Source organism: Streptomyces yamdrokensis (genome assembly GCF_053890455.1).
Genome location: NZ_JBSSMB010000003.1, coordinates 122,336 through 140,661, shown reverse-complemented (window position 1 = coordinate 140,661; position 18,326 = coordinate 122,336). Strand labels below are relative to the sequence as shown.

The 18,326-nt window shown below is 72.2% G+C and carries 17 protein-coding genes; 15 read left to right on the top strand and 2 right to left on the bottom strand.

Annotated features, from left to right (window positions below):
- Window positions 1-1,064: 1,064 nt before the first annotated feature.
- From ACWZEH_RS35070 to ACWZEH_RS35045, 6 genes are all read left to right on the top strand, one after another.
- Window positions 1,065-2,177 (top strand): bifunctional DNA primase/polymerase, encoded by a 1,113-nt coding sequence (locus tag ACWZEH_RS35070; RefSeq protein ID WP_456200281.1) that lies wholly within the window; start codon window positions 1,065-1,067, stop codon window positions 2,175-2,177.
- On the top strand, window positions 2,174-3,682 hold the full coding sequence (locus tag ACWZEH_RS35065; RefSeq protein ID WP_456200279.1) for a DNA primase family protein: 1,509 nt from the start codon (window positions 2,174-2,176) through the stop codon (window positions 3,680-3,682). The genes ACWZEH_RS35070 and ACWZEH_RS35065 overlap by 4 nt, the downstream gene beginning before the upstream one ends.
- A complete protein-coding gene (locus ACWZEH_RS35060) occupies window positions 3,679-4,080 on the top strand; it encodes a DUF6009 family protein (protein ID WP_456200278.1) in 402 nt (133 codons plus the stop codon). Before ACWZEH_RS35065 ends, ACWZEH_RS35060 begins: the two co-directional genes overlap by 4 nt.
- 162 nt (window positions 4,081-4,242) lie before the next feature.
- Complete coding sequence (locus tag ACWZEH_RS35055) at window positions 4,243-5,007, top strand: SDR family oxidoreductase (protein WP_456200276.1); 765 nt, start codon at window positions 4,243-4,245, stop codon at window positions 5,005-5,007.
- Window positions 5,008-5,127: 120 nt separating this feature from the next.
- A complete protein-coding gene (locus ACWZEH_RS35050) occupies window positions 5,128-5,469 on the top strand; it encodes an NAD-dependent epimerase/dehydratase family protein (protein ID WP_456200275.1) in 342 nt (113 codons plus the stop codon).
- A 289-nt stretch (window positions 5,470-5,758) separates the two neighbouring features.
- Window positions 5,759-6,055 carry a hypothetical protein gene (locus ACWZEH_RS35045; RefSeq protein WP_456200274.1) on the top strand — a complete coding sequence of 99 codons (297 nt, stop codon included), beginning with the start codon at window positions 5,759-5,761 and terminating at the stop codon, window positions 6,053-6,055.
- 23 nt (window positions 6,056-6,078) lie between these two features.
- On the opposite strand, the gene ACWZEH_RS35040 is transcribed toward ACWZEH_RS35045, so the two are convergent.
- Window positions 6,079-6,723: a ScbR family autoregulator-binding transcription factor gene (locus ACWZEH_RS35040; protein WP_456200273.1), complete on the bottom strand. Its 645-nt coding sequence runs from the start codon at window positions 6,721-6,723 to the stop codon at window positions 6,079-6,081.
- Window positions 6,724-7,077: 354 nt separating this feature from the next.
- Entirely contained in the window at window positions 7,078-8,064 is a 987-nt protein-coding gene (locus tag ACWZEH_RS35035) for a ScbA/BarX family gamma-butyrolactone biosynthesis protein (protein WP_456200272.1), read from the bottom strand.
- 666 nt (window positions 8,065-8,730) lie between these two features.
- Between ACWZEH_RS35035 and ACWZEH_RS35030 the strand changes: the two genes are divergently transcribed.
- The 9 genes from ACWZEH_RS35030 (at window position 8,731) to ACWZEH_RS34990 (ending at window position 18,320) form a co-directional block, all read left to right on the top strand.
- The gene (locus ACWZEH_RS35030) at window positions 8,731-9,363 is read left to right on the top strand and encodes a ScbR family autoregulator-binding transcription factor (protein WP_456200270.1); all 633 of its coding nucleotides are present in this window, start codon (window positions 8,731-8,733) and stop codon (window positions 9,361-9,363) included.
- A gap of 186 nt (window positions 9,364-9,549) precedes the next feature.
- Entirely contained in the window at window positions 9,550-10,386 is an 837-nt protein-coding gene (locus tag ACWZEH_RS35025) for an AfsR/SARP family transcriptional regulator (protein ID WP_456200268.1), read from the top strand.
- Window positions 10,387-10,495: 109 nt separating this feature from the next.
- Window positions 10,496-11,461 carry an SRPBCC family protein gene (locus ACWZEH_RS35020; protein WP_456200266.1) on the top strand — a complete coding sequence of 322 codons (966 nt, stop codon included), beginning with the start codon at window positions 10,496-10,498 and terminating at the stop codon, window positions 11,459-11,461.
- A gap of 20 nt (window positions 11,462-11,481) precedes the next feature.
- A complete protein-coding gene (locus tag ACWZEH_RS35015) occupies window positions 11,482-12,915 on the top strand; it encodes a hypothetical protein (protein WP_456200264.1) in 1,434 nt (477 codons plus the stop codon).
- Window positions 12,912-13,769, top strand: coding sequence for a 4'-phosphopantetheinyl transferase family protein (locus ACWZEH_RS35010; protein WP_456200262.1), 858 nt, complete (start codon window positions 12,912-12,914; stop codon window positions 13,767-13,769). Before ACWZEH_RS35015 ends, ACWZEH_RS35010 begins: the two co-directional genes overlap by 4 nt.
- A gap of 181 nt (window positions 13,770-13,950) precedes the next feature.
- Window positions 13,951-16,011 carry a condensation domain-containing protein gene (locus ACWZEH_RS35005; protein WP_456200260.1) on the top strand — a complete coding sequence of 687 codons (2,061 nt, stop codon included), beginning with the start codon at window positions 13,951-13,953 and terminating at the stop codon, window positions 16,009-16,011.
- A gap of 112 nt (window positions 16,012-16,123) precedes the next feature.
- Window positions 16,124-16,372, top strand: a complete 249-nt coding sequence (locus tag ACWZEH_RS35000) for an acyl-CoA carboxylase subunit epsilon (protein ID WP_456200258.1) — start codon at window positions 16,124-16,126, stop codon at window positions 16,370-16,372.
- Window positions 16,373-16,660: 288 nt separating this feature from the next.
- Window positions 16,661-17,518, top strand: coding sequence for an AfsR/SARP family transcriptional regulator (locus tag ACWZEH_RS34995; RefSeq protein WP_456200256.1), 858 nt, complete (start codon window positions 16,661-16,663; stop codon window positions 17,516-17,518).
- 76 nt (window positions 17,519-17,594) lie between these two features.
- Window positions 17,595-18,320, top strand: coding sequence for a phosphopantetheine-binding protein (locus ACWZEH_RS34990; protein WP_456200254.1), 726 nt, complete (start codon window positions 17,595-17,597; stop codon window positions 18,318-18,320).
- Window positions 18,321-18,326 lie beyond the last annotated feature (6 nt).

Genomic DNA, 18,326 nt, shown 5'->3' with positions numbered 1-18,326 from the left:
TCTCAGCCATGTCGGCCAGCCATGGCAGCGCTGCAAAGCTTGCCGAGTAAACGCTGCCTTGATGGCAGAGTGCGGACCACAGGTAGTTCCAGAGCTCTGACCTGGGCCGGACGCGATTTACGCCCGTGGCTGCCAGAAGCGATGGGATGGCCGCTCTCCAGCCCCTTCCGCCCGGTCGTCACGGACCAACTTGGTAGTAGCTGTTTGAAGTTTCCCCGTGATGCTGGACACTCGATTACATCTCCGCGGAGCTCCTGCTCACCGCGCCCAGCCAGCGCGGTGTCCATGGCATCGGCCCGGTCAGGCCGCACACCCGCCACGCCGTACAGGCCGCCGGCTACGGCAAGACATCCTTCGCCATCGACTGGGATATCCGACAGGCGACCTGCCCCAACGGTGCTCACAGCCGCCTTGACGACCATCCACAGGTTCTACGCCAGGGCATTGTCGAACGAGTCGCCGACCGAGCCCATGGACGCCTGGATACCGGCTCTGACCAGGACTTCGCCGGCGAGGCCCACCGCACCTCCAACAGCAACCACCGCATGACCAGCTCGGCCTTGACCAAGGACATGAAGGCGCCCCCAGGCATCTCGGAGGGCTGGCTCAGAGTCGCTGCATGGTCGCTCAAGAGGTGCTGCAGTCGGCGCTGTTGATCGGGCCGGGATGGGGGACAGCGACTGGTACCCGTTTCGGTCGCTCTCGGTCGCTGGTGGAAAAGGCCTGGTCAGGCAGGGGTTCTCCGCCGGACAGCGGCTGAAGCGACCGAAGGTCGGAGTATATGGAGACATTCGCGCGTGTGTGCGCGTGCGCGTGGTGTCATATATGGAGACCCTGAGTCGCTTCGGTCGCTGTCCGGTCACTGTCATGGTCTGTGACCTGCTACTTCGTAGAGCGGTGCGGGAAGCGGTGCGAGGATCTTCGGTCGCTGGGCTGCTCATTGAGTCGCTCGGGTCGCTGGTGAGGCGTTCCGATTCAGTTCCTCCTGTGTCTCGTTCTGCCTCTCCCGTTTCGCTAGTCTGTTCCAGTCGTTCAGTCGCTTGGGTCGCTAATGGGGGATGTGCATGGCTTCTGAGCTGCCGTTTTTACGTAGCTACTCACGGGGATCGTCGGATGTCCGTCCGTCAAGCGCCGGTCCGCTGGCAGTTGCCCGATGGTGTGCGGGCCGGGGCTGGCCGGTTCATCCCCTTGCGCCCGGCCGCAAGACCCCGGCAGGCAACTGTGCGTCCTGCCGGGAAGAGGGGCACACCCACGTCGGGTGCGGCTGTCCTGCAGCGGGCCGCTGGTGTCACGGCTTTCGCGCCGCCACGCTGGACGTGACCAGGATCGAGCAGTGGTGGGGGAACCACCCCGGACTCGGGGTGGGAGTCGCCTGCGGGCCGGCCGGGCTGGTGATCATCGACATCGACGCGCACGGCGCGCAGGTGCCCGACCGGGACCGTCTGCTGCCCGGCATCAGGATCCCCGCCGACGTCGACCTGACCGGGCTGGCCAATGGGTTCCACACGATCGCCCTGCTGGCCGCCCTCCGGGGTGCCACCAGCCCCGCCGACGACGAGACGACCCTGCGGGTGCGCACCCCGTCCGGAGGCCTGCACGTGTGGTACCGGGCCCAGCGCGGGCACACCTGGCAGTGCTCCACCGGGTCGGGCGGCGGCCGGGCGCTGGCCTGGCAGGTCGATGTACGGGCCGGCGGCGGGTACATCGTCGCCCCGGGGGCGGTGACCGAGGCGGGAGCATACGAACCCGTCGGGCCCGCGCGGGAGCCCGCTCCGCTGCCCGTGTGGCTCGCCCGGGAGCTGGAGCGCACCGGGCACCTGCCGCGGCCGCGGGTGCCCGCGTCCCGGCCCGTGCCGCCCCGGGCCCGGCAGGCCGTCCTCGCCGCGGGCGGCGGCCGCGGTGCTGCGGGGAGGGCCCTGGCGGCGCTGCTCGCCGACGTGGCCGGCTGCGTCGCCGTACCCGAGGGAGCGGCGTTCTCCGAGAAGCTGAACCGGGCCGCCTACACCGCGGGGGGTCTCGTGGCCGCCGGGCACCTGGCGCAGGAGGAGGCGGAACGAGTGCTGACGGAGGCGGCCGAGCACGCCCGTCCCGGACAGGAGCGGCGTTCCGCGGCCATCATCCGCGGCGGCCTGGACGCCGGCCGGCTGCGCCCGTTGGCCCTGGGAGAGCGGACATGACCTCCCGACCCGACGGCACCCTCTTCGACGCCCAGGCGGTCGCCGTGCGGATCCTCGCCCAGTCCGATGACCAGCCCGATGACCAGCCCCACGTGCGGGGCCCCCGGCGGGACGGCGAGGCCACCGCCGACGGGCTGCTGCCCGACACGCTCAGCGACCGGGGCAACGCCAAGCTGTTCGTGAAGCTGTACGCCGACGACTACCGGCACGTGCCTGGCCTCGGCTGGTTCCGCTGGGACAGCACCCGCTGGCAGGTCGACGAGGACGACACCGTGATGTGGGCCGCCGGTGATCTGGCGGAGTCCCTCGCGAGCAACGACCCGCGCGGGGTGTTCACGGCGGCGGCGCTGCAGCAGCACCGCCGCCGTGCGCTGAGTACCAGCGGCATGAACGCGATGCTCACCCAGGCCAGGTCCGCTCCGGGCATGGTGCTCAACGCCTCCCGGCTGGACGCCGATCCGTACGCGTTGTGCACGCCGGCCGGCATCGTGGACCTGCGGACCGGGGCGATCCGAACGCCGGATCCGAACCGGGCCTTCCACTCGCGTTCCACGACCGAGGCTCCGCAGCCGATGCCCACCCCGCGCTGGGACCGGTTCCTCACCGACACCTTCGGTGACGGACACGAGGGCGCGGAGATGATCGACTTCCTGCATCTGCTGCTGGGGTACTCCATCACCGGGGATGTCGGCGGGCAGGTGATGCCGTTCCTGTTCGGCTCCGGCAAGAACGGCAAGTCGGTGCTGCTGGACGTACTGATGAAACTGCTGGGGGACTACGCCGACGCCGCGCCGCCGGGGTTCTTGATGGCCCGGCCCTACGAGGGGCATCCGACCGATCTGGCCGAACTGCACGGCCGGCGCGTGATCGTGTGCAGCGAGGTGAAGCCGGGGGACCGTTTCGACGAGGCACGGGTGAAGCTGCTGACGGGCGGCGACCGGATCAAGGCCCGGCGTATGCGGCAGGACTTCTTCAGCTTCGAGCCGACGCACAAGCTGTGGCTGCTGGGCAACCACCGGCCGGAGGTCGGGACCGGCGGGTTCGCGTTCTGGCGGCGGATGCGGCTGATCCCGTTCGAGCGGGTGGTGCCCGACGACCGCAAGATCGACAACCTGGCGGACGTCCTCGTCACCGAGGAGGGCCCCGGCATCCTCAACTGGCTGATCCTGGGCGCCCGTCGGTACCTGAGCGGCGAGAGGGACCTGACCGGGCCGGAACGCGTCCGGATCGCCACCAACGTCTACGCGGAGACCGAGGACCACACCGGGCGATTCCTCGGTGAGTCCTGCCGGATGGAGGGCGGTCTCAGGGCGGAACAAGCGAGGCTCTACGCGGCCTACAGGGACTGGTGCCAGAATGAGGGGTCCCCGGCCGTCTCGTCGCGTGCCTTCGCCGCACGGGTCCGAGAAGTGGTGGGACTGGCCTCTCCCAAGGAGATGGTCCTGTCCAACCAGCGCAAGTACTACCCGGGCATCGGACTGGTCGCCGACGAGGAGACAGCATGAGCGCCCTCATCGAAGAGGACGAGATCGAGAACGAGGTCGACCTCGTCTGGCTCGAGGACATCGGCGGTCTCGACTACGTGCGCCAGAGCCTGGACCGGCTGCCGAACCGCCGGGGCAAGCCCCCGTACCACCGGGACGGCCGCATGGTCGGTTACGCGCTGCTGGGGCCCGAGGCCAAGCCATCCCGTTCGTCGGGCACCTTCCGCCGCCGTGTCTTCTGGCTGCTGCCGCACGACCGGGACTCCGAACCCCGAGGCCTGTACGCCACCGGTGCGCCCGCCGAGGCCGTGGACCCGCGCACGCTGGCGCCCTGCGGAAAGGGGCGCAAGACCGAGCGGTCCGAGGGCGGCCCGCTGTCGGCGACGGCGCGGGAGCTGGGGGACACGCTGCCGCTGTAGCCATCGCGTCGGCAGGTGCATTCCGCGAATGTTGCCGACCGGACCAGCGGCCGGGCGCCGACGGCGGACCGCCAGGTGGAAGACGTACGAACATTACAAAAGAACCGTCCAGCCGGTATATTTCTCGACGGTCGCAGTCCGGGCTTCAGTGGGGGGTAGGGCATGGGCGCGCACAAAGGCAGGACGGCGCTGGTCACGGGCGCCAGTCGCGGCATCGGCAGAAGCATTGCGCTCCGATTGGCGAGCGAAGGCGCCCTCGTCGCCGCCCACTACCGCAACGACGAGGCCGCGGTCGCCGACACACTCGCGGCGATCAGGGACAGGGGCGGTCGAGCCTTCGGCCTGCGCGCCGAGCTGGGCGCTCCGGGGGGCGCCCAGGCGCTCTATGACCGCTTCGACGTGGGACTGGCCGAGCACGGAGCGGCCGAGGGCCTCGACATCCTGGTCAACAACGCCGGGATCAGCGGGTCCGCGTCCATCGACGACGTGACGCCCGAACTCTTCGACCGCCTCTTCAGCGTGAACACCCGGTCCCTGCTGTTCGTCACCCAGCTGGGGCTCAGACGGATGCGCGACGGCGGCCGCGTCATCAACATCTCGTCAGCGGCCACCCGGATCGCGTACCCGCAGTCCGTCGTCTACTCAATGAGCAAGGGTGCGGTGAACACCTTCACGCTCGCCCTCGCCAAGGAAGTCGGTGAACGCGGCATCACCGTCAACGCGGTCGCTCCGGGCTTCGTCGAGACGGACATGAACCTGGCCAAGCGAAGCACACCCGAGGCGGCGGCGCGGCTCGCCGCATGGTCCGTTTTCGACCGGCTCGGCAGCCCTCGGGACATCGCCGACATCGTGTCCTTCCTCGCGTCCGACGCCTCGAGGTGGATCACAGGCCAGTGCATCGACGCGTCCGGAGGCTCCCGGCTGTGATGCGGCCTCGGACGTCCCGGCCGGGAGGCGAGACCGGGCCGGCGCACGGCGTCAGTTCGCCGTCAAGCAGCGCGGGCACCGTCCTGGTCGCCGGCCGGCAGCGGCTTCATCGGAAGCACGGTGGTCAAGGAGCCGGCAGCCCGCAGCACCTCTCGGGGTGTGCCCGCGGTCCATGTCCTGGCACGTCGCACACCACCGTTCCGTGACCGCACGGTGTGCCATGTCCGCGCCGACCTGACCCGGCCGGGCACGTTGCGCGGATCGTGCGAGGGAGTGGGGACCCTCGTCCACACCGCCGCCTACGTGGGCCGTGATCCCGCCCGCTGCGAGGCGGTCAACCACCACGGCACTCTCACCCTCCTGAACGAGGCACGTGCGCCGGCGTCGAGCGCGTCGTCCATGTCAGCACGGCTTCCGCCCACGGTTCTGGACCGCACCGCGCGGCGGACGAAGAGGAACTGACACCGAATCCCGAGTCCGCCGCGAGCCGGTCACGGCTGCGGGCCGAACAGGTAGTGCTCGACGTGGGCGGCACCGTACTGCGTCCGCATCTGGTGTATGGCGTCGGTGCCGCGTGGTTCATCCCCGCCGTGGCGCGCCTTCTCGCCAGGGTGCCCGCCTGGCCGTCCGGCGCGGCGCCTGACAGCTCGATGATCGCGGTGAGCGACCTGGCATGCGGTGTGGCGGGCCTGGCGTGTGCGCCCGGGACCGCGGACCGCTCCACGGTCATCACGCGGCCCACCCCCGGCCCGTGCCGATGGGCCGGGTTCTGTCGGCCCTCCAGCGCCATCTCGGCCTCCCCGCGCCCCGCGGGGACGTGTCCCTGCGGGAGCACCGTGACCAGGTCGCCCACGCCGTGCCCGAACTCTCCGACCACCAGTACGCTTTGCTCACCCGGGACCACTGGTACCGGAGCGACCGTCTGTGGGCCCGGATCGGCGAGGACCCCGAGCCAGGGTTCGAAGCGCGGTTCGCCGAGGCCGCCAGCTGGTATGCACACCATCTCGTCGGCCGGGACCGACCGCACGTGCTGGAGGGGGGAGCCTGACCGGCGCGAAGGAGGGTGCCGTCCTACTGGGCCTGGGCCGTCATCTCGGCATGAAGCCTCAGCATGCGGTCCTCGCTCATGTCCACCGACGCCAGTACCGAGGGGACCGCGACGCTGGGCAGCAGATGACGCAGCAGTGCGGTAACCCTCGTGTAGAGGTCCTGGTGCTCGCTGACCGCCTGAGACAGGGACTGGATGCCTGAGTAGGCACCCACGAGAACGCTCGCGGTCTCGGCCGGCACGATGTAGGGAAGCAGCTCGTCCTGCGCCTGGGCCTTCTCGAGCCGCTCCTGGACCATGCTGTCCCAGCGCACGAACGACTCACTGCGGTTGAGGCCGTGGGCCATCTGGTCCACGGCCAGCCTTACCGCTGCCTGGACCATGGGGTCGCGCTGCAGGCGGCAGGTGTGCAGCAGCACCATGTCCACGACTTCCTGGACCCTGGACGCGCAGTCGGGAACGAAGAATTCCCGGTTCTGGGACAGGAGTACCTCCTGCGCCAGGTCCTCCTTCGAGGGGAAGTGGAAGTACAGCGCCCCCTTGGTGACGGCGGCTTCCGCGAGGATCTGGGAGATTGTCGCCGCCTGGTACCCGTGCTCCTGGAAGACCTTGGCCGCAGCCAACAAGATCGTCCTGCGTGTACGGATGGCCCGCTCCTGTTCAGCCATGCTGCCCTCCAGTCGATCCACGTGCCCGAGGATGCCCCCCGTTTGCAAACCATCCAGTCCGTATTTTAACAGCCCGGCTCCGAGTGTCGATATGCCGTTACCCGAGGAATGAAGACCTCTCGGTCGGAAAGGGTGCCGGGCGAACTCGCTGATCAGCGTCACTGGGACTGTGGAGGGGGGGAGGGCCGAGAACCGCAGCGATCCGGTCGTGAGCAGTGGTGTGGGCCGGCCGGAAGGCACCATCCGTGCCTTCCGGCCGGCCCACGGCCGCGCGCTCGGCCGTCGAGCCCCGGGTGGGAAGTCGAGATTCGACGGCCCCGGGAACTGCGGGTGCGGGGCGTCCGTCCCGCGGGATCAGGTGACGGGCGCCGCCACGGTCACGGTGGATTGGAACACCAGTTCGCCGTTCTGATGGCCGGTGACGTCCACGGACTCCTCATGTCCCGTCCGGGGCAGACGGCGGGCCTCGATCACGCAGGGTGTGTCCAACTCGGCGTAGCGGCTGAACTTCGCGGTGACGGACAGTGGCGTCGCGCATTCCCCCATGGTCGCCACCGTGGCCTGGCGGGCGGCCTCGAGCAGCATCATGCCCGGTATGTGATCCACCGGGTGCTCGAAGAGCACGGGGTGCCGGGTGTCCACCCGAAGCTGCCAGCGGCCCTCCTGCCCGACAGGTGACAGCACGATGTCCATGGGCGAGACGCGGCCGACGCTCTGGGGCGCCGTCGGAGCGGTGAGGGGGAGCTGGGGCCCGGCGCTGTTCAGCCGGTCGGCGCGCAGCCTCTGATAGATCTTGGGGGCCATGCAGGTGAAGGACGCGCCGCCGGTCGCGACGACATGTCCGGCGCGGCGCATCACCGTCTGGTAGCGGAACCCGGCCAGATTCTCCCGGCGCATCTTGATGTCGCTGCAGGCGACGTCGATGTCGAGGGAGGCCGGCGCGCCGCCGACGAGGAGGTGTTCCGGCCACACGGTGAGCGACAGGTCCCACATCAGGAAGTGGTGACCGAGCGGAACCCCGTACTCCGCGTGCGCCAGCAGGGCGCCCGCCTGGCGCAGCGTCTCCGCCGCGATCAGCGGATCGTGGCGGCCGTTCACTGCGGTGAAGAAGCTGTGACTGCGGGGCCACTGGGCCGTCACGGCGAACTGGTGGTCCTCCCTGCGCTCCCAGTCGGTGAGCATGACCTCGGCGACGCTGGCTCGGTGGACGAACTCCTTGGGAACGGTGGTGGTCAGGGACGGGTAACGCAGTGCGGCGAATCTCGTGGCCACCCGGTGGTCGGTTTCCACGTGCCGTGTGCCGGGCGTCGCACGCTCGGCGCGAAGTGTGTTCGCAGACATGCTTGCTCCCCCTGGGCTGCGGTGTGCGAAGTTTTTGTGTGCGTCCTCAGGCCGAGAAGATACATACCAGCCGGTTTAGTTTCCAGCGGTATGAGGCACTCCGCCTGTGGGATTTCCGGAGCGGCTCATACCGGTTCACCGACGGTTCGCCGCGGAGGTCGAGGGCGTCATGCGGCATGGCCATTCCCCTTGCGTGCAAGGCGATTCGGAGATGCTCCGGGGTGTCGGGGAGTATCCGGGCCGGGGCCTCGGTCGTGCGGTCCGGGTCGTGGAACGCCGGTCCTCAAGCGCTTCTCGAGCGGTTCTGCGGCGCTGTGGCCGAGCGTCCGCCTGGGAGGGGAGCGGCGGAGGAGATGCCTCCAGTGGCGGTGTGCCGGATCGGATGGTCGAGGAACAAGCTCTCCCTGTAAGTGAGTTGCCCGGGCGCGTGACGTACGCCTGCGGTGCCGCAGTATGTCGTTTCGGCGGGCGTGAGGGCGTGTGCCGGGATTGAGGCGGACTTGAAGCGGGCTCGATCGTGCGATCGGTGTACCTGCAACCCAGGAAACAGACCTATCATGCTGTTTCTGATAAGGGCTCGGTGCTCGGTCGGTGCACCGGCATGCGCGATTCGCGACGGAGGTGCTCGCGACGGCAGCGGACCGGTGTCGGCCCAGGAGGTGAAGCATGATGGTCATGCAGGTACGGGCGGCGCATACGCGCCAGGCCCTCATCGTCGCGGCGGCGGAGGTCTTCGCCGACGAGGGCTACGTCAGGGCCTCCCTGCCCTTGATCTGTAAACGGGCTGGCGTGAGCACCGGGGCCCTCCATTTCCACTTCGCCAGCAAGGACGCCCTGGCCAGGGCGGTGGAGGGCGCGGCCGTGGACGTGGCGGAGAAGCTGGTGCAAAGCTGCCGGGCTGCGGCCGCGACCGCGCTGGAGTCGATGGTGGACACCACCAGTGCCCTGGTGCTCGCCATGGCCTCCGACCCCGTGGTCAGGGCGGGATTCCGGCTGAGCGGCGACCCTTCCCGCAAGGGTGGGGCAGAGCTGTTCCAGTGGTGGCGTGGCTCGGTGCGCGAACTGGTGGCGAGGGCACGGGACGCGGGGGAACTGGCGCAGGATGTCCCGCCCGAGGACGCGGCCGCGGTGATCATGGCTGCCACGGTCGGTTTCGAGGCGCTCGCCGGGTGGGACGAGAAGTGGCTTTCGGCCGAGTGTGCGGAGCGCTTCTGGGCCTTCGTCCTGCCGCGCCTGGCGGGGGCGCCCGAACTGATCCCGGACGGTGCGAGCCCCGGCGCGGGAGAGGGGCCTCCATAGGGGACGGCTGGAGGAGACAGCCCGGAGGGGGGAGGTCGGAGGAGCAGGTCCGTGGGGCAGGTCCGTGGGGCAGAGAGTCGCTTGAGCGTTGCGGGAGTATGTGGCGCAGCGTTGACAAACCGCACGTGCTGTTTTTTAATCGCGGCACGGCGCTTCACAAAGCCTGCAGCAGACGGGGGAGACGGCGTGGACATCGGCATACTCGGCTCATTGACTGTGCGGGAGAGGGGCGTCTCGATCACGCCGACCGCCCCCAAACCGCGTCAGGTGCTCGCCCTGCTGGCCCTCCACGCCGATCAGGTCGTGACCGTCGGCACGCTGACCGAGGAGCTCTGGGGCGCCGCGCCGCCCCGCAGCGCGCGGCCCACCCTGCAGACCTACATCCTCCAGCTGCGCGAGCTCATCGCCTGCGCGCTCCGGCAGAGCGACGGCGGCGAGGAAGGGCAGCGCTGTGCCAAGGACGTCCTGCTGACCGTCCCCGGCGGCTACCTGCTCAAGACCGGGCAAGGCGCCAGCGACCTGCGGGACTTCGAGCGGCTGGCCGGGCTCGGCTACCGCGCCATGGACGCCGAGGACTACCCCGGGGCGGCCGCCCGGCTGTCCGAGGCGCTCGGCCTGTGGACCGGACCCGCACTCGCCGACGTGCACGCGGGCGTCCATCTGGAGACCGAGATCCGGCGGCTCGAGGAGAGCCGGCTGTGCGCCCTCGACCAGCGGATCGAGGCCGACCTCAGGCTCGGCCGGCACCGCGAGCTGCTCGCCGAACTGACCGTACTGGTCAGCCGGTACCCCACCCACGAGAGCCTGTGCGGCCAGTACATGCTGGCCCTGCACCGCTCCGGGCGCCGGGGCGAGGCGCTCAACGCCTACCAGCAGCTGCGCGCCAGGCTGGTGCGCAACCTGGGCCTTGAGCCGTCGGCCGCACTGGCCAAGCTCCAGCGTTCCATCCTTATGTCCGGTCCGGCCGGCGCACCGGCGCCCGCCGCCACGCCCGCCGCCGACCGCCTCGCTCCGGTCGGCTGATCCTGCCGCCTGGTCCGGTCGCCTGATCCGGCCGGCCCGGTCGGGGCTCGAGCGGCGCCCGAGGCGCGCGGGACAGCCTGGCGGCGCACTGTGAGGAGAGGGGTCACTCATGCCGTCCCAGCGAGTGCACTCCGCCCGGCGCACCGTCTCCGTGACCGCACCCGCCCATGTCGTCTACGGCATGCTCGCCGACGCCCCGCGCTGGCCGGTGCTCCTGCCCTCCTACGTCCACGTCGAGCGGATGGACTTCGACGGTGCCGGGGAGACGCTGTTGGCCTGGGAGTTCGAGGACGGCCGCGTCCGCTCCTCGCGCCTGCGGCGCACGCTGCGACCGCAGGCGCGCTCCGTCGACTTCGTACAGGAGGACCCTGCCTGGCCCGGTGACACCGTCGCCGGCTCCTGGAGTGTCGAACCCGACGGCGCCGAACGGTCGCTGGTGACCTTGCGGCACGAGACGCCGCACCCGTACACGGCTGCGGGGCCGGACGGCCTCGGCGCGGACGTGGACGAGCGGCTGGCCCGGCTGCGCGAGGCGGCCGAGCGCTGGGACAGGCTGGACGAACTGCTGCTCGCCTTCGAGGAGCGGCTGCGCGTCGACGGCCCCGCCGAACTCGTCTACGACTTCCTGTACCGCGTGGAGGACTGGCCCGATCTGATTCCCCACGTCGACGACAGCAGCGTGCGGGAGGACCGGCCGGGCACGCAGGTCGTGGTGCTCGACACGGGTGCGACCGAGGCCGGTCCCACGGCAGGTTCCGGCGAGGCGGGCGGCTTTGAGACCGTACGGCTGTGTCTTCCGCATGCCGGGCGGATCGTCTTCAAGGAGACGGCTCCGCCCGGGCCGATCGCCGCGCACAGCGGTGAGTGGAGCCTCGTACCGGACGAGTCGGGGCTGACGGTGGTGTGCGCGCACCGGGTGCTGCTCCGTGAGGAGTCGGTCGAGCCCACCCTGGGGGCGGGCGCCCTGCCGGTGGACGCCCGTCGACATGTGCGCGAGCGGCTGGGGCGGGAAAGCCGGGAGACGCTGCGCCTGGCCAAGTGGCATGCCGAGAGCCCCGTACGCCGGTTGCGATGAGGACGAGGAGGAAGCAGGCGATGACGTTCACCCGACCGGGTCCGCTCGCACCGGACGGGGCCGCGGGGCCCACCGCGACACCCCCGTACGCCGATGTGCCGCCCCTCGGCGACGGGCCGCTGTCCGCCGACGTCGTGCTGCGCGCGCGGTGGCTGGAGGTGCTGCTCGGAGATCCCCTCGGCCCCACGGGTCCCTGCAGCCGTACGCCGTCGGAGGCCGCGCGGGAGGTCCCGGCCCCCTCGGGCGCGCTCGGCGCCGTGCTCCCCGGGCCGGCCGACGTGCGCCGTATCGGCGCCGACGGGATCGTGCGCGTGCTGCGCCCGCTCTTCCGCCGCGACCTGGACCTCGGCCACGCCTGGGCCGTCCGTCCGCTGTCCGGCACTGTGGCCGGTGCGCAGGCGGGCTGGCAGGGTGGGGAATTGGGCGCGCTGCTCGGTCCGGCAGCGCTGATCGCGGCGGCGGGCGGCGCGCTGCACACGACCGCACGGCTCGTGGACTCCCTCGCCGCGCGCGAACCGGGCGTACGGCAGTGGCAGCCCGTGCTGGCCGCGGCCTTCGCCGACCTGCTGGCCTGCGAGAGCCTGACCGCGGTGGCGCTGCGGGCCCTGGACCTGACCGCGGGCGGGACGCCGGCCCTGACCGCCGCGACCGGCTACATCGTGCCCCAACTGGTCGGCCAGCTCCTGGACGACCTCGAACTCGTCCTGCACGAGAGCGGCTTCGGGCCGGACACCGCCGAACGCCGGGCCCTCGCCAAGCTGGCCGCGGATCATGTGGCGGCCGGGGCGGACCCGGCGGCCGCGGCCCAGGCACGGCTCATCAGCGCGCTGCCCTCGCTCGCCGACCCGGCCGGCGGCGCCTTCCCGGCAGATGCGGAACTGGGGGAGGGCAGTGAACACGCCGTGTCACGTGAGCTGTTCCGGCTCGGGCGGACGGGTGCGGTACGTACCGGGACGCGCGTGGGCGCGGTGTCCACCGCCGACGTCGCGGCGGCCCTGCCCGGCGCCGCCGCCCGGCCGGCCGAGCGCACCGACGACGATCCGGCCGTCGCCGCGCTCGCCCGCGTCGCCCGCCGGCTGGCGACCGAGCAGCGGACGCTGCGCCTGCCGTACCCGGCGGCCGGGCACACCGGCCCGGCCGACCCGGTGGCCCGGGCCCTGGCGGACCGTCAGGCCCTGCTGCTGCTGGCCGCGGCCGTGCTGGGAGTCGGCCAGGAGGCCGACGGCTTCCTCGGCCGCCCCCACTGGGCGCTGCTCGCCCTCGCCCGTGTTACCCGGCGGCTCGGCGCCCCGCTGCCCGGGCCCGCCGTCGACCCGGCCGGTGACGTGTGGGCGGAGCTCGCCGAGCGGACCCGGCAAGGCGTCGACTGCGACGTGTACGGCTCGGAGTTGCTGTGGGCGGGGACAGGGGCGGGGACAGAGGCCGGCGGGCGGCGGGGCGGGGGCGGGACATGAGCGGCGTGGAGCCCTCCGGGGCGCCGCTGCACGTGGCCGGGCCCGAAGGGCCGTGGGACGAGGTCTGCGAACGGTTCGAGTCCGTCGGGCGGGCCGTCGTCCACACGACCTGGGGCGAGTGGCTGACCGCCGCCCTGCTCGATCCGGAGCTGCGCGGCCTGCTCGGCCGGGACCGGCCGCGCTACCGGCAGAACCCCGCGGCGGCCGGGCGCCTCGCCTTCGCCGTGTCGCGCGTGGTCGTGAAGCACACGGCCGCGGCGGTTCTCTACACCACCCCGGCAGCCCTGGACATCGCCTACCTGCCCGGCGGGCAGCCCACGCTGCGAGGCTTCGCGGGCGAGCTGTGGCTGAGCCTGGCCCACACCGAGGAACTGATCGTCGTCGCCGTGAGCCGCCGCGGACCGGTGGGCGTGGACACCGAGTCGGTCACCCGGCGGGTGTCCTTCGAGGCACTGCACGGGCAGGTGTGCACCCCGCAGGAGACCGAACTGCTCGCCGCGCTGCCCGACGACCGGAGGGCGGCCCGGTTCCTGCGGCTGTGGACGCTGAAGGAGGCGTACACCAAGGCGCTCGGGCAGGGGATGCGGCGCGGCTTCGGCACCGTCGGTTTCCGCTGGGACGGCGACGGGCACGCGGTGCTCGCCGACGACTCGCCCGCCGCCCGCGCCTGGTCCTTCACCACGAGCCTGGTCCGGGACCGCTACCTGGTCAGCGAGGCCTGCAATATCACGGGCCAGGTCCCCGGCCAGGTCGAGGACCGCTTGCGCGACGATCCAGACGCACTCGCGCGGACGGGGCCCCCACCTGCGCAAACAGTACGGTCTTGGGGGGCTTGGAGCCCCGGTCGGCGATGAACGGGGGCGGTGAGCGGGATGGCGGGCGGGCGCCGCGGACTGCGAGGTACTGGGCAGGGGGCGGGGTGCGGGAACGATGCGAGAGGAGGGCGGGGGAGCCGGTCCGCCGCGCCGCGAGCCAGGCCGGGGGACGACCGGTCCGCCGCGCCGCGACGGTGGTTCCAGACGCCTGGGAGAGCGGATGAGCAGCCATGACGCGCAGGCCGGGACCGTCCTCGCCGTGGTCCACGAGCCGGGCGGCGCGGCACCCGGCTCCGCGCTGGTCTTCGAACTGTGCGGGCCGCTCGGCACCGCCCAGGCCGAGGCGGTCGCGGCCAGGATCGCCACCCGGCACCGCGCGTACTCCGTCGCACTGGAGGAGGCGGCGGGCCGGTACCTGGTGCGGCTGAGCCGGGCCGGCGCGGCGGGGGGCCCGGAACCGGTGCCGCTCACCGCGGAGCTGCTGGCCGACCTGCTGCAGCCCCCGTGCCTGGGCACCGTCCCGGTGGCGGGGCACCAGCGCGAGCTGCTGCTCGCCGCCGTGAACCGGCCCGGCGCGGCCGGCCGCCACATCGAGCAGCTCCACTGGTCCTGGACCGGCCCGCTGGACATCGGCCGGTTCACCGCGGCCTGGCAGTCCGTCACCGACCGCGAAGTCGTCCTGCGCGCCTCCTTCGACTGGACCGGCGCCCCCCGGCTCGTCCTGCACGAACGGGCGGCCGTCGAGGTCGTCCACCACCGCCACACCACCGTGGCCTGGAACGACCTCCTGCGGCGCGACCGGGCGCGGCAATTCGCCCTGCACCGCCCCGGGCTGCTGCGCGTCACCCTGCTCGACGGCCCGCCGCAGCACGACGCGACCGGCCGGGCGACAACGACCCGGATCCTGCTGAGCTACCCCCACGCCCTGCTCGACGAGCGCGGCGCCCAGCTGCTGGTACGGGAGTTCTACCGGGCCTACCTCGCCGACGGCGTCGTACCGGGCGGCGAACGACGGCCCGACATCCGCGACCACGTGGAGTGGCTCCGGAGCCAGGACACCGACGTCGCACGGCGCTTCTGGACCAAGGCCGCCCCGCCCGCGCACGCCGCGGTGAGCCCCGGCCGGCCGGGTGGACGCAGCCGCAACACCGGCCCCGGACGCATCCAGCGTCGCCTGCGCCCCCACCAGACCGCGCGCCTGCGCTCCTGGGCCGCGGCCTGGGGCGCCGGCGAGAGCAGCGCCCTGCACGCGGTCTGGGCACTGCTGCTGTACCGGGCGGCGGGCGTGCCGGGCCCGGCCCCGGTCAGCTTCGGCATGCACCTGTCCGGGCGCGACCTCATGCTGCGGGGCGCGGCCGACACCCCCGGGCTGCTCGGGAACCCGCTGCCGGTGACCGTCACGGTCGACCCCACCGCCCCCCTGGTGGACCTGCTGCGGCAGGTGCGCGACGCCGCGCTCGACCTGAGCGCCTACCCCTGGGTCTCCGGCGACCTGATCCGCGAGTGGAGCGGCCGGGACCCCGGTGACCGCCTCACCGACACGCTCATCCGCTTCGACACCCGGACCGAACTGCCCAAGGCGCTGCGGTCGGAACTGAGCGCGCAGGGCATCCGGGTGGACGTGCCGCAGAGCGTGAGCAGCGACACGAGTCTGCCGGTGACGCTCGTCGCGCGGCACGACAGCCAGGGCGGACTGACGCTGACCGCCACCCACGACCGGGCCGGTCTGTCCGACGCCGACGCCTCCGGGACGCTGTCGCAGTGCATGCACCTGTTGCGCCTGCTGCCGGACCACCACGACGAGCGGGTCACCGTGGCCCAGGTACTCGACCTGCTGCAGGCGGGCGAGGTGCCGCTGGCGGCGCGGCAGGAGCCCGGGCCGCGCGGCTTCGCCCTCGCGGTGCTGCGGGCCGGGGAGCCGGGGGCGGACGTCATCGGCCTGGTCATGGTCCCGGGCGTGCCGCCCGGTGCCTACGACCTGCTGCTCAGCGAGTACGACGGTCCGGAGCGGGTCGTGTCCCTGGTCCTCGACGACGCGGGCGGCCTGCCGCCGCCCGCCGGTCTGCGGGAACTCGGTCTGCGGGAACGGCCGGGTCCGGGACGCCGGCTGGTGCTGTGCGGGTGCGGGCCCGCGGGCCGGGCCGCCTACGAGATCGCCCGGGATACTCCGTACGGCACCGACGGGCCGACGACCGTGATCATGACGGGGACCGGTGACGCCGCCGACAGCGCCCGCGCGCTCCTGCGGGCCCTGGAGTCCGTCCGCGCGCGCAGCGTGTGACCTCGCGCGTGGCGTGCGACCCGGCCCGGCGGCGGGCGCGCACCGCTGCACCGGTGCACGGCCGCCGCCGCTCGAGCGGAGTGAGAGCGGGCGTCGAGCGTGATGCCCGACGGTGACCGGGACGCCGGAGGAGGGGCATGGGCGATTCGGCCCGCGGGCCCCCGGGGACCAGGGGGAGTTCGCCCTGCGCATCGTGCGGGGCAGGCCCGGCGAGGAGGAACTCGCCGCGCTCATGGCCGTGCTGCTCGTGCTGCGGACGGGCGGGGCGAAGGCGGACGAGGAGGCCGGAGGACCGTCGAACGACTCCGGTTGGTGGCGGGGTCCGGACACGGCCGCACGGGCACCTCGCGGTCCGCGGTGATCGGAACCCCGTAAAGACCGCACGGTTTCTTCCTGGTGGAGTGGACCTGCGTGATGGTTGGTTTTGGTGCGGGTCCTCGGGAGCGGCTGGAGAGGGCGTCCATCCGGGGGTCGAGTGGGCATCTGAAGGCCACAACGCTGGGACGTCAACGGAGTTGACGGCATCTGACGTCGACGAACATTGCTTGCATGGGCCACTAAAAACGGCCCATGCGGTTTGTTATTGACATACCGCATGCGCTGTTTTTTAATCGGAGGGCCCGCAGCGCACGCGAACGAGGGAGACGGCGTGGACATCGACGTACTGGGCGCACTGGATGTGAGGGAGAACGGGGTGTCCGTCGCCCCCACCGCGCCGAAGCCCCGCCAGGTCCTGGCCCTGCTGGCCCTGCACGCCGACCGGATCGTCCCGGTCGACTCGCTCGTCGAGGAGCTGTGGTCGGACCGGCCGCCGCGCAGCGCCCGCACCACCCTGCAGACCTACGTCCTGCAACTGCGCGAACTCATTGCCGCGGCCCTGGCGAAGGACCCCGCCCGGGAGGGCGAGCAGCCCCGTACCGCCAAGGACGTACTGATCACCCTGCCCGGGGGATACCTGCTGGCCTGCAACGGCGGCACCAGTGACGTGCGGGAGTTCGACCAGCTGGCCGGCCAGGGCTACCGGGCCATGGACGCGGGCGACTTCACCGGCGCCTCCCGCCTGCTGGGCAGCGCGCTGAAGCTGTGGAACGGCACGGCCTTCGCGGACGTACCGAAGGGACCGCAGCTGACCATGGAGGCCGCGCGGCTCGACGAGAGCCGCCTGTGCGCCCTCGAACAGCGCATCGAGGCCGGCCTCAGGCTCGGCCGCCACCGGGAACTGCTCGCCGAACTCACGGTGCTGACCAGCCGTCACCCCACGCACGAGAACCTGCACGCCCAGTTCATGGTGGCGCTGCACCGCGCGGGCCGACGCGGCGAGGCGCTCGGCGTCTACCAGCGGCTGCGCACCAGCCTCGTGCGCGACCTCGGGATCGAACCCTCCCCGCGCCTGCGCCGCCTGCAGCACTCGATCCTGGCCGCCACCCAGGACGGCATGCCCGTGCCGGTGGTGCCGGGCCCCTCTCCGCAGCCCTTGCCGGAGCACAGCCTGACCCCGGCCGGCTGACCCGCACCACCCGTCCCCTCCCGGGAGACCGGCACCGCTTTTCCGGGAGACCGGTACCGAACAGGAGGCGCCCGCCTTGACCGGCCAGCCGCAGACCGTCCCGCCACCGGATCCCGACGGCCCCACGGCCGACATCCTCGCCGGGCTGACGGCCGTGCTGGCGGGCACGCTGGACGTCGAACCCGGCCGGATCGACCCGCGACAGCCCTTCCAGGTGCTGGGCGTGGACTCCATCTTCGCCGCCGAGTTCGTGGCGGCCCTCAACGCCCGCTTCGGCACGGCCGTCACCGCGGCCGCGCTCTACGAACACCCTGCTCCGGCCGACCTCGCCCGCCACCTCGCCGCGGCCGGCGTCCAGGGCCGTACCGGGGTGTCCGGTACGGCCGACGTGCCAGCCGGGTCCGGTGCGGACGCCGTCCTGGCCGAGCTGCGCGGCCACCTGGCGGCGACCGTCCACCGCGACCCCGCCGAACTCGACCCGGAGGCCGACTTCCCGCTGCTCGGGCTGGACTCGATCCTGGCCGCCGAGTTCGTGGCCGCGGTCAACCGGGCGTACGGCCTCACCGAGCGGCCCGTCACGCTCTACGACCACCCCAGTCTCGGGGCCATGGCGGAGTACATCGCCGGTGCGGCGCCGGGCGCGCCGGAGGCAGCCGGGAGCCTCGCCGGGGCGGGCGCCGCGCCGGACGCGGCACGGAGCGACCTCACCAGGGACGAGGTGAACGCGCTGCTCGACGCGGTGCGCGACGACATGCTCACGGTCGACGAAGCGGTCACCCTGCTGACGCCGCGGCCCGCCTGAACGAGG